The organism is Curtobacterium sp. PhB25, assembly GCF_004365375.1.
Classification (GTDB): domain Bacteria; phylum Actinomycetota; class Actinomycetes; order Actinomycetales; family Microbacteriaceae; genus Curtobacterium.
This window is the reverse complement of the sequence record NZ_SODR01000020.1, coordinates 1-10267: the sequence shown is the minus strand read 5'-3', so window position 1 is coordinate 10267 and position 10267 is coordinate 1. Positions and strand designations below refer to the sequence as shown.

Sequence of the window (10267 nt, the reverse complement as noted above, 5' to 3'; positions counted from 1 at the left end):
CGCTGGAACGCTTCCTGCAGGCCCCGTTTGCTGTAGCCGCTCGCCGCCGCGATCTCCGGCGCTGTCAGCCGCCCCCGATACCGCGACCCGATACATTCCAACGCTCGAGCCACCGCCGGCTTCTGCGCGCCAACATCGATCCCCACCGCTGCAAGCTCGTCCGACGACGTCGACATGAACCGACCGTAGACCCACGGTCACGGATCGAGGAAGCGTCCTCCGAGGACGGCCGCCGCAGCCGACACGGTTGGCTCGAGGCGGTAGAACGCGCCGACCTCGGTTTCACCGTCGACATCGGTGAGGAAGAACGCTCCGTTCTCGAGAATCACCCGGCCGACGATCCGGTCCGTCAGGCTCTCGATGATGTCCCACTCCGTCTCCGACCGACCCCGCAACCGCAACGCGTTCACACCAACACCCCATCCCTGCCCAGCCGCGCTCTCGGGAACCGGAACAGCATGATGCTCACACACCGTCAACGCCCACCCCGACGGCCCCACCGCGTGCGGACGAAACGAAACCGCGACTACTCCCCGGAGCGGGCAATCATGCCAAGCACACCGCACCTCCCAGAGCACTCCCGTCACCACCGACCCACCCCACTCCCCGTCATGTACGACATCGCACACGTCCCTGACGGACCGTAACGCGCCGCGAGCACTCGGAGCCAACCCGGCAGCACCACACCGACCGAACCGGATACGCCACCACCACCCGTCCCCACCCTCGAGCAACACCGCCCGAAAGCCGATCCGCTACCGCACAGCCCACGGCCAAGCCGAGCTCCTGCGAGAATCCGGGGTTCCCTCCATGAGACACAGCGGGGAGGCTTCTGGTGCACGCGCTCCTGGTCAGGGCTCGAGGGTGTCGGTCTCCGTCGTCAGTGCAGCTGCGAGGTCGACTTCCGAAGGCAGAGCAGCCCGGACCGCGGGTGGGAGGAGGTCGTAGCTGGCGACACCGATCGGGGTCTGGTGCGCGCCGAGTGAGTACCGGACGACGGCGTCGTTCTTGTCCGCGACCAGCAGCAAGCCGACCGTGTCGGCGTGCTGGGGTCGGCGGAGCTTGTCGTCGACGAGTGCGACGTAGAAGCCGAGCTGGCCGAGGTACTCGGGCTTGAACTTCCCGGTCTTGAGCTCAATCACCACGTACCGGAGCTGCTCGACGTGGAAGAACAACAGGTCGACGTAGAAGTCGTCCCCGTCAACGTCGAAGTGCACCTGCCTGCCCACGAACGCGAACCCCTCGCCGAGCTCGCGGAGGGTGTCGATGATCCGGTCGACTAGTGCCTGCTCGAGGTGGCGTTCCTTCGCGTCGCCGTCGAGGGCGAGGAAGTCCAACACGTACGGGTCCTTCGTGATCTGCTGCGCCAGGTCCGAGTCCCCCGGCGGGAGGACCTCGGCGAAGTTCGTCGGCGCCGCCTGCAGCCGCGTGTGCGCGTCGGAGCGGATCTGGTGCTCGAGCACGTTCCGCGACCACCCGTTCGCTGCAGCCTGGGCGGCGTACCAGTTCCGGAGCTCGTGGTCATCGAGTCGGTCGAGGAGGACGGTGATGTGCCCCCAGGGCAGTTGTCCAACAGGCTGTTGGACAACTGCATCCGCCGGCCACTCCCCCGCGAACCGGCGCATGTAGAACAGGTTCGCCCGCGAGAAGCCCTTCATCTCCGGGAACTCCGCCCGCAGATCCGTCGCGAGCCGGCCAATGACATTGCTCCCCCACCCCTCGTCGCCTTGGCGCTGCAGGATGGTCGCGCCGATCCCCCAGTAGAGGCGAATGAGTTCCGTGTTGACGCGGAGCTGTGCCGTGAAGCGGGCATCGCGCACTTGCTGCTTCAGCTCGGTAAGAGCAGCCGTATACCCGGACACAACCGGCAACGAATCAGACATCACCACCCAGTCTGCCCGACCTAGCGCAGCAAGAACCACGAACAAAGCGTTCTACTGATCAGCTATGCCAGGGTGGAGATGACCCCAAGCGAAAGGCGACCTCATCATGGCGCAGAAAGTCACCACGCACCTCGTTGACGACCTCACCGGCGACACCATCGAAGACGGAACCGGCAAGACCGTGCAGTTCTCGTTCGACGGTGGCAACTACGAGATCGACCTCACCGACGACAACGCCGACGCCCTCCGCGAAGCGCTCTCCGACTACGTTGCCGCCGCACGCAAGGTGACGGGGCGCAGTGGGCGTGGCAGCTCGAGCAGCAAGCCGCGCAGCAACCCCGACGAGCTCGCCAAGATCCGCGAATGGGCCGCCGCGAACGGCCACGACGTATCCTCCCGTGGCCGGATCAGCCAGGCCGTCCGCGACGCCTACACCGCCGCCCACTAACACCCTCAGCGCCCGCAACGGGTGGCACTTGTCCGACACCGCAGAAGGAACTCCCCGTATGACTCGCTCTCGCCGTCAACACGTCCGCACCGTTCGGAACATCGGCACCATCGGTATCCTCGCCGGCGGCATCCTCAGCACCACCGGCGCCGTCGTGTGGGGCCTGATCTCCGCCGAGCTCACCGCGCAGAAGATCACCGTCTCCCCCGACAGCAAGCTCCTCCCCGAACGCCCCGTTCGCGGCCCCCTCACCGCCTACGCGCAAGCCGAGATCATCAACACGCACGCAACCGCGATCAGCGACGGGAAAACCTTCGCCGAACTCCCCCAAGACGACCCGAACCGGGCCGTCATCATGAACGCATCGTTCCTGCGGGCATCTCTGTTCACCTCCGTGGTTTCGTTCGGCACCGCCGCATTCGCCATCGGCCTCGGCCTCGTCACCTCCCTGTTCGGCATCGCCCTCCGCCGCCTCGGGAAGTAACCCCTCAACACAACTCACGGCCGGATCGTCATCACGTGACGATCCGGCCGCATCATTTTCAATGCCGCTACGGCGCAGTTATGTCGATGTGCTCCCTCGGGCAGCTCCAAGCGCCGTTCCATGCGTTGAGCTGCGTGACCCGGTCGGTAGCGAGCCGGTGGTCCCGGTGAAGTTGACGCTGACGGATCAGCCACCGCCCGATCGCAATCCCGTCACTATCGACGACGCGCGCAGCGGGCAGCTCTCCCGCGTGCTGCGTCGACCAGGCCTGGACACGGCGCAGCATCTGGGCGAAGTGCACATCCTCGCGGCGCCGCCGCGCGGGGTCATCTGCCGGGAGGCGGAGCCGCCACACCATCCCGAGTCGTTCGAGCTGCTCCACCCGGGCCGCCAGCAGCGCACCCGTGCGGTACTCGACGCGGCGGGAGTCCACCCACCGCCCCAACTGCAATCCGTCCGCGGTTGTGAACCAGTGCGGCACCGCCAGGTCCCCGTGAGCACGGCTGTACTGCGTCAACGCCGCAACGCCGGCATCCCAAGCGGCGTCGCGGTCACGCACCTGCCAAACGAACCCGAGATCCACCAACTCCGGCCACAACCGAACCGTGTTCACCGGATCCTTCGCCCATTGCCGACGTCGGGACTGCACCCACGTCCCTAATGGGAACCCGTCCGCGGTCGTGAACACGTGCGGGACCAACCCATGTCCCTCTGTGCACTGGAATGCCGCGAACGCCGCGATGCCAGTGGTGCGTTCCGACAACGACCAGCGCATCCCGACTGCCTCGAGTCGTTCTCGCCGGTCCGCCGGCAATTCGCCCGCGGCCGCCAACGACCGCTGCCGATGAACCCACGCTCCTAGAGACGCTCCCGCGCCGCGGCAGAACGACCGCGGGATGTCGACGTGCCGGTACTCATCACGGAACGACACCACCGCCGCGAACATGCGCTCCCACCGCACCACCAGCACGTCCACGCTCACGCTCACCATTGTGCCGACCCACGAACGCAAGCGACGCTGGCACATGCTCCAGCCCGCACTCGGTCGACGCTCCCCGAGCAGCAGCCCGCACTCGGGGCGGCTGATCTTCGGCCTGCTGGTCCTCACCGTCGGCGCAGTTGCCGCGGTCGGCCTCCTCCGTGCCCCTATACTCCGGACCGATTAGCGGGCAGCGTGTGGGGCGTGGCTCAGGAAGTGGCGCTTCGTTCAGCGGTACCGGTAGAACCCCTCACCGGATTCGACGCCGTACTTGCCCTTGTCGAGGTACTCCGACTGCAGGTAGGCAGCCCACGCCTGGGCGCCCGCGTCTGGCGAGGCGCTAGCGATGGCGTGGGCTGTCCGCAGGCCCACAATGTCGAAGATCTGGAAAGGGCCGACCGGTGCGCCGGTGCCGATCCGCCAGGTCGTGTCCACGGTCTCCGGGTCGGCGACGCCGCGTGCAACAAGTTGGGATGCTGCGTCGAGGAGCGGAACGAGAAGGGAGTTGAGCACGTAGCCGGGCTGTTCCTTCCGGACTCGGATCGGCACCATGCCGATCTCCTCGGCGAAGGCCGCGACCCGCTCATACACGGCAGGGTCGGTCTGCTCAGTTCCCATTACCTCGGCAGTGTTCTGCCGCCAGACGTGGTTGGCGAAGTGCAAGGCGAGGAACCGGTCCGGTCGCCCAGTGGCGTCGGCGATCGCGCTCGGCAGCAGCGTCGACGAGTTCGTCGCGAACACAGTCTCCTCGGGCGCGACCGCCGCGAGCTGCTGATACACCTCCCGTTTGAGGTCAACACGCTCGGGGACTGCCTCGATCACCAGGCCCGCACGGGCGACCGCCGCCGCGAGATCCGTCGCAAACGCAATCCCGGCCGCAGCGTCTGTGGCCGCATCTCGGTAGTCCTCACCGACATCAGCGACGTACTGCTCAACGATCGCGTCCAAACGCTGTCGTCCCGCGGCGACGGCATCATCGTCGATGTCGTAAAGCGTGACCGGGACGCCGTGCATGGCGGTCTGGAACGCGATCTGGGATCCGAGGACACCGGCACCGAGAACGGTCACCGCACTGAAAGTCGTCATGTCAGCAGTGTCGCACCGCAGTCGGAGAAGACCACCGGGCCCGGGCAACCTCCAGTGCACAGCACCTGGCCGGCGCGCCAAACACAGAGCTCGTGGTCGTAGAGCCAGTTGTGAAGATGGTGATGTCCTCAAGCGCGGCTGCCCAGCAGCTTTTTGGACGACTGCTTCCGCGGAGCAACGGAGTCGAAGACGTCAGGCGTAACCAGAGCAGAGCAGGCTTTGCTAGTGAGCGGCGTCGTACGCATCCTTCACGGCCTGACTGATCCGGCCCCGCGGCGCCACCTCGTGGCCGTTCGCTGCCGCCCATTCCCGGATCTTCGCCAATTCGTCCGGACTGCTGCGCTGCGTGGTGCCGAATCCGCGGCCACCGCGGCCACCGCGGCTGGAGACTTTCCGAGCGGCGGCGACGTAGTCCGAGAACGCTTCGCGCAGTTGCTCCACGTTGTCGTCGGACAGATCGATCTCGTAATGGCTGCCATCGAACGAGAAGGTCACGTTCTTCCCGCCGTGCTCGATGATGTCGCCGGTGAGGTCGTCAACGAGGTGAGTGGTGACTTTCTGTGCCATGCCCTCTTGTGTAGCACTCCGGTGCGAAAACACGATGTGCACGACAGCCACAGAACCGCCATGCTATGACTCGCGCAAGGCCCTGCGCCCTCGACATTCCGCCGTTCTCAGACGGTGGAGATCGTGGATATCCCATCATGAAAGGACGCGACGCGATGAGCGACGCCACGCCCTCCCAGCCCAACCCCTACAACAGCAACGCCCAGCCCTACCAGCAGTCGCCAGGTCAGTCGGACCGGTACAGCGTGCTCGCGATCGTCGGCTTCATCCTCGCGTTCGTGATCAGTATTGGCGGGCTGGTCGTGTCGATCATCGCGCTCACGCAGATCAAGCGCACCGGTGAACGCGGCCGCGGGCTCGCTCTCGCCGGCATCATCATCAGCGCCCTGTCGATCGTGCTGTCCATCGTCTTCGGGATCGTCATCTTCGCCGCCGCCGCGAACGCACCGTCCTACAGCTACTGAACCGACAACATCAGCAAGGCCCCACAACAGCTCACCGCTGCGCCAGGCACCCTTGGCGTGACGGTGAGCTGTTCTGCGGGCGGATTACTTCGGCGGTGACCAGCTGCGCCCGAACGCACGCATCAGCACGACACCCCAGTCAGCATCGGTGATTGTGCCCGTTGAGGTGTCCGTGCTGAACGTGCCGCCCTCGTAATGCAGTGGCGGCTGCCCCACCAGGTGCGCGCCGAGCTGCTCAGTGACGTGCCACGTCTTCCGCGCCGTCTGCGACGGCACCAACTCGAGCTGCAGCCGGTGGCCGTGCACCGAGACCGTGTACGGAAGCTGCGGGATACGAGGCGACATGCGCACAGTCCACCCCCCCAGCCCCAAACCCCCGCAGACACGCGCGCCCGCGCCCTCGCAGCGTGAACCGTCTGCTGCCTCGAAACTAATCACCTACTGCCGGCGGGTCAGTTCCGATAATAGTTCTTCTCGGAACGTCTTGGCGGGGGTGGAAGCGACCAGCCGGCACCGGGTTACGGAATGTCGGCGGTTGTCGGGACGGTGAAGCATGCCTTCAGCAGACACCTCAGTTGATGAACCCGAGAGCCTCCCGATCCCCCGACGAGCCGTGTACGCCATCACTTTGAGCTTCCTGGTCGGCATCTTTTGGATTGGGGGCATGATCGCGGGCAGCCTCCCCGACCAGAGCCGATCGTCAACACCGACGTTTACGTGGATGCCGGAGTGGGGCGTCGCACTAGGCGACACCACGGTGAATGCGTTGCTCACGTACTCCACGGTCACGCTGGTGCTCTACGGCATCTCCATCGGCGGGCAAGCCGCGTTCACCGACAGTGAGCACCGCCGCAGGATCCGTCGGAGCGTCGGAGCATTCGGCGTCCTCCTTGCGGCATCAGCGCTCACACTCGGGACGTTCGCAGTCGCGGCGACCTTCGTTAATCCACACCGTCTGCCGGCGTTGGTCGTGGTGATTCCGATGGTGATCCTCTGCTGGGTGCTCGGCCTCGAGGTCGGCCGCTTCATCGTCCCCGCCCACCATGTTCAACTCGGCGCCGCACGTCAGGCAAGAGACATCACCGTTCAGCGTCTCGGTGCGCTTCCGCGACCAAGCAAAAACATCTGGACCGCCCACTTGGTCACCATCGGCTACGGCGTCGTCGCCGGGATCGTGACCGGGTGCGTCGTGCAACTCATCGTCGGGCGAGGCTTCATGGCTGGGTTCCTCGTCGGAGTGATCGGTACGTCAGCCGGACTGCTGATGCTTCTGCAGATCAACGCCGGCACCATCGAAGCCCCGACCCGTGCAAGCCGGCTCTGGACTCGCGGACTCTCGTTCGCAGGTTACGTTGCCCTTGTGCTCCTCGTGAACACCGGGCTCGCGATCGCGGCACCAGCAGCGACATACGGCTTGCTCGCCGTCACCATCGGTGAGCTACTGCTGCCGGCCCTGTTCCACCGTCCGCCCGCTCGACTGCCCCAGTGGGTGGTCGAACTCTCCTTGTCAGGGGCGATCGCACGCGTCGCCGCAGACGACCTCACGCGGGGCCTGAAGACCACGCAACGCCGCATCGACGACCTCGAGGCGCTGCAACACGGGAAACGCAGCATGTCTCTGCGTGCACGGGTCGCCGCAGCTCTCCGTGCGCTGCGCTAGATCCCACCCTGGAGGCGACGCCTTCGTTCGGCTCCGCGCTCCGCTTCCCAGTCAGTCGTCGACGCCCGGTGCAACGAGAGCCATCGTCAGCCGCTAAGCGGCGTCGAGCGCCAGCCGAACGGATCGGGAGCGCAGCATCTCGAAGGTCGTGCAGTAGGGCACACCGAGAGCCTCGCACGCATTCGGGATCAAGATTCGTTTGCGGGCGTTTGCTTGGTAGATCTCGTGCGTAACGACGGTATGGCCATGGGCAGCGGCGTGGGCGACCAGGTAGTAGTCAGCCACGTCCAGGAACTCGTCAACCGCAGCTTGCGTGAACTGGCCGCCGTTGGCCCAAACCGCGAGCTCGCGAAGATCCGCGAGTGGGCCAACGCGAACGGCCACGATGTCTCCTCGCGTGGCCGTATCAGTCAGGCCGTCCGTGACGCGTACGACGCCACACATTGAGGCCACTCCCCCAGGCACAGAATAGCCGGCCACCACTCGGGTGGCCGGCTATTCTCGTCCATGGCCGATACCGCGCTCTTATGTCAGCTACGCGGCCCTAGATGCGACGCGCGTCTTCAAGTCGGCTAGTTCTGGGCAACCAGTCGACAGTGAGCTCCACCCCTGGTCTATAGACATGCTGACCAAGCGTGTTCTGCCCTGTCCAGGCTGCCTCATGTCTCCCCGTGTCACGAATGGGTCGAAGTAGCGTTCTTTACTGTCACGCTCTCCGCGAACCACCGCCCAGGAGTCTTTGATGTCCGATCGCACACCCCATAAGGCCCACACTTCAGTTTCCTCAACAGCCAGAACCACTTCAACCTTGCTTCGGATCGCTGGCTCGAGTGAAGCGACCTTCGCCGAGAAGCTGGCGGCACGATCTCCCCGACCGCCCTGCCCATCCAAAGCATCACGATCAAGTGCAAATATGACCATGTCATTGATTGCAGAATACCTAGTTGCAATCGCTTCAAATTCAGTCTCGACATTGCTGATGCCACGCAACTGGGGACTTGTGACGACACGCACAACCGCCTGCGGCTTACCGGCAGCGCTCAAAACCGCTCGAATGATAGGCACGACGACATACTGATCAAGAGTGTGATCCTCACAAACGACAGCTACCTTGAAACTCATTTCAAAGACCTGCCGCTTCCTGGAGCCATCCTTCTTCCTGAAGGTCCCCTAATCGAGCACCCTTAGTTGCTTCCTTGAGCCCTGGCAGGTCTCCGAGACGCCGTACTTGCGAAGAGGAAGTTGCAGGATTCCAACCGATTACGACCGACCGAACGGCAGCGTCATGGTCCAGATAGTCAAGAATTGATGGACTGTGCGTCGAGGCGAACACCTGAACATTCGAATCCGAGGCCGTTACCTGCTCCAGCATCGACACAAGCAGTGCAATGCGAGACGGGTTAATTCCATTCTCAACCTCCTCAATTAACAGCGTGCGTCGTCCGCGCTGGCCTACAGAGGCTAGGGCGAGTGCGGCGAAGCGCAGGGTCCCGTCAGAGAGCGAAGGCGCCGCAATTGGTTGCCGATACGGTTCTTCGTGGACAGTTACCACGACTTCGTTAGTCGGCGAAGCCTCCGCTTCGAGAGCTGTGATCGGCCGCGGCGTGACTTGGTTCAGCCAAGCGAGTACAGCATCACGCCGTGAGATCGCGTCTTCATCGTACTCGTACTCGTGGCCGGCCTCGTTGTTTCCATCCAGATAAAATCGTGGAGTTTCCGCGTCGTAGTTGAGCTTCCATACCGCGGCGGCGAAGTTCTCACCATGTTCTCCCATCTCGAAGCGACCAATCGGCGCGTAACGCCGGAGCACATCGGGTTGCAATTCGAGCGGAGAAATCGACGCCAACTCAGTCCGTAGGCGATCAGCCACCTCCTCATTTTGTCGACTTTCCGCACGTCTACTGACAAACTGCGATAAAATGAAATCATTTGGCGAGAATTCTCGCTTGGGATTTAGGCCTGGCGAGTTTTTATGGAATCTAGCAGCAATCGACGGAGCGTCTGGATTGTTTTCGAGAGGACCAGTCTCGGGCTGTGTGCTGAAGACATACTGACCCGGGTGAGCACTGGACGACAGATGTTCGTTAACGACACGGTGTCGCTGCGCATCAACTTCAATCATATAAAAAATGGTCTCGTCAGGATCCTCCAGCTGGACCTCTACCTCCATGAGGAAGTTCGGCTTGTCCGCAAGGAAATGCGTTGCGTTAGCTCCCCCTCCACGAATTCCAGAGATAGTTGGTGTAATAGCACCCGGAGGAGCGTGACCTTCGATGGCGTCACGGATCGGACGATTCTCGCCGATTGACTTCAAAAAGCGTAGCGCGTCAAAGAAATTACTCTTGCCGGCCCCATTTCCTCCGATAATCATCGTGAATGGAGAGAGTGAAACCGACTCATTGACAAAACTTTTGAAATTTCGAATGCGTAGCGTAGTGATCATGGGTCTCTTTCTTGAGATGGATTCAACATAGCGGCTCACATCTCCATGCACCACCGCAACGCCGGGTCGTGATCGAAGGTTCGCCTCCATGCTCGAAAGCTCGGGTGGTCGGATACCCCTCGGTCGGCTTCTGATGCGGAGCTGGGGTATACCCCAGTGCAACATCGGCTCGGGAGGTCGAAACGCGTGGTTCTGAGGTGCCGATTCGTCTTTTTGCTACAGGAGTGTGCGAGGGTCTAGGGGTGGTGCAACA

General features: G+C 63.5%; 13 protein-coding genes and 1 pseudogene. 5 read left to right on the top strand and 9 right to left on the bottom strand.

What is annotated here, in order from left to right; translation table 11 throughout:
- Positions 1 to 197: 197 nt before the first annotated feature.
- On the bottom strand, positions 198 to 410 hold the full coding sequence (locus EDF51_RS19520; protein ID WP_132100958.1) for a hypothetical protein: 213 nt from the start codon (positions 408 to 410) through the stop codon (positions 198 to 200).
- A 441-nt stretch (positions 411 to 851) separates the two neighbouring features.
- Positions 852 to 1883 carry a PDDEXK nuclease domain-containing protein gene (locus tag EDF51_RS19510; protein ID WP_165901515.1) on the bottom strand — a complete coding sequence of 344 codons (1032 nt, stop codon included), beginning with the start codon at positions 1881 to 1883 and terminating at the stop codon, positions 852 to 854.
- A 106-nt stretch (positions 1884 to 1989) separates the two neighbouring features.
- Here EDF51_RS19510 and EDF51_RS19505 point away from each other — a divergent pair, with 106 nt between their 5' ends.
- Both EDF51_RS19505 and EDF51_RS19500 read left to right on the top strand, forming a co-directional pair.
- Entirely contained in the window at positions 1990 to 2331 is a 342-nt protein-coding gene (locus tag EDF51_RS19505) for an Lsr2 family protein (protein WP_131847695.1), read from the top strand.
- Positions 2332 to 2359: 28 nt separating this feature from the next.
- Positions 2360 to 2815, top strand: coding sequence for an aromatic ring-opening dioxygenase LigA (locus tag EDF51_RS19500; protein WP_243650175.1), 456 nt, complete (start codon positions 2360 to 2362; stop codon positions 2813 to 2815).
- 67 nt (positions 2816 to 2882) lie between these two features.
- On the opposite strand, the gene EDF51_RS19495 is transcribed toward EDF51_RS19500, so the two are convergent.
- From EDF51_RS19495 to EDF51_RS19485, 3 genes are all read right to left on the bottom strand, one after another.
- Positions 2883 to 3797: a helicase associated domain-containing protein gene (locus EDF51_RS19495; protein ID WP_166673605.1), complete on the bottom strand. Its 915-nt coding sequence runs from the start codon at positions 3795 to 3797 to the stop codon at positions 2883 to 2885.
- Between the two features lie 225 nt (positions 3798 to 4022).
- Positions 4023 to 4880, bottom strand: coding sequence for a 3-hydroxyacyl-CoA dehydrogenase (locus tag EDF51_RS19490; RefSeq protein ID WP_131847699.1), 858 nt, complete (start codon positions 4878 to 4880; stop codon positions 4023 to 4025).
- A 222-nt stretch (positions 4881 to 5102) separates the two neighbouring features.
- Positions 5103 to 5447 (bottom strand): Lsr2 family protein, encoded by a 345-nt coding sequence (locus EDF51_RS19485; RefSeq protein ID WP_131847701.1) that lies wholly within the window; start codon positions 5445 to 5447, stop codon positions 5103 to 5105.
- A gap of 155 nt (positions 5448 to 5602) precedes the next feature.
- On the opposite strand from EDF51_RS19485, the gene EDF51_RS19480 reads away from it, so the two are divergent.
- Complete coding sequence (locus EDF51_RS19480) at positions 5603 to 5911, top strand: DUF4190 domain-containing protein (RefSeq protein ID WP_165901517.1); 309 nt, start codon at positions 5603 to 5605, stop codon at positions 5909 to 5911.
- A gap of 84 nt (positions 5912 to 5995) precedes the next feature.
- On the opposite strand, the gene EDF51_RS19475 is transcribed toward EDF51_RS19480, so the two are convergent.
- A complete protein-coding gene (locus tag EDF51_RS19475) occupies positions 5996 to 6256 on the bottom strand; it encodes a hypothetical protein (RefSeq protein WP_131847705.1) in 261 nt (86 codons plus the stop codon).
- 208 nt (positions 6257 to 6464) lie between these two features.
- On the opposite strand from EDF51_RS19475, the gene EDF51_RS19470 reads away from it, so the two are divergent.
- Positions 6465 to 7571: a hypothetical protein gene (locus EDF51_RS19470; protein ID WP_133939179.1), complete on the top strand. Its 1107-nt coding sequence runs from the start codon at positions 6465 to 6467 to the stop codon at positions 7569 to 7571.
- Positions 7572 to 7664: 93 nt separating this feature from the next.
- Here EDF51_RS19470 and EDF51_RS19465 read toward each other — a convergent pair whose 3' ends face one another.
- Complete coding sequence (locus EDF51_RS19465; protein ID WP_243650180.1) at positions 7665 to 7955, bottom strand: DUF4411 family protein; 291 nt, start codon at positions 7953 to 7955, stop codon at positions 7665 to 7667.
- Here EDF51_RS19465 and EDF51_RS19460 point away from each other — a divergent pair.
- A pseudogene (locus EDF51_RS19460) lies at positions 7914 to 8018 on the top strand (histone-like nucleoid-structuring protein Lsr2); the annotation flags it as partial. The gene EDF51_RS19465 and the pseudogene EDF51_RS19460 sit on opposite strands and share 42 nt — an antisense overlap.
- Positions 8019 to 8105: 87 nt before the next feature.
- Here the strand turns inward: EDF51_RS19460 and EDF51_RS19455 are convergent.
- Positions 8106 to 8693 carry a hypothetical protein gene (locus tag EDF51_RS19455; RefSeq protein WP_134196228.1) on the bottom strand — a complete coding sequence of 196 codons (588 nt, stop codon included), beginning with the start codon at positions 8691 to 8693 and terminating at the stop codon, positions 8106 to 8108.
- A 1-nt stretch (position 8694) separates the two neighbouring features.
- The gene (locus tag EDF51_RS19450; RefSeq protein ID WP_166673604.1) at positions 8695 to 10014 is read right to left on the bottom strand and encodes an ATP-binding protein; all 1320 of its coding nucleotides are present in this window, start codon (positions 10012 to 10014) and stop codon (positions 8695 to 8697) included.
- Between the last annotated feature and the right edge of the window lie 253 nt (positions 10015 to 10267).

Excerpts from the sequence above, each read along its gene's own strand:
- EDF51_RS19455 (WP_134196228.1), bottom strand. The coding sequence starts at position 8,693 with ATGAGTTTCAAGGTAGCTGTCGTTTGTGAGGATCACACTCTTGATCAG.
- EDF51_RS19470 (WP_133939179.1), top strand. The coding sequence starts at position 6,465 with ATGCCTTCAGCAGACACCTCAGTTGATGAACCCGAGAGCCTCCCGATC.
- EDF51_RS19450 (WP_166673604.1), bottom strand. The coding sequence starts at position 10,014 with ATGATCACTACGCTACGCATTCGAAATTTCAAAAGTTTTGTCAATGAG.
- EDF51_RS19510 (WP_165901515.1), bottom strand. The coding sequence starts at position 1,883 with ATGTCTGATTCGTTGCCGGTTGTGTCCGGGTATACGGCTGCTCTTACC.
- EDF51_RS19475 (WP_131847705.1), bottom strand. The coding sequence starts at position 6,256 with ATGTCGCCTCGTATCCCGCAGCTTCCGTACACGGTCTCGGTGCACGGC.
- EDF51_RS19480 (WP_165901517.1), top strand. The coding sequence starts at position 5,603 with ATGAGCGACGCCACGCCCTCCCAGCCCAACCCCTACAACAGCAACGCC.
- EDF51_RS19485 (WP_131847701.1), bottom strand. The coding sequence starts at position 5,447 with ATGGCACAGAAAGTCACCACTCACCTCGTTGACGACCTCACCGGCGAC.
- EDF51_RS19490 (WP_131847699.1), bottom strand. The coding sequence starts at position 4,880 with ATGACGACTTTCAGTGCGGTGACCGTTCTCGGTGCCGGTGTCCTCGGA.
- EDF51_RS19505 (WP_131847695.1), top strand. The coding sequence starts at position 1,990 with ATGGCGCAGAAAGTCACCACGCACCTCGTTGACGACCTCACCGGCGAC.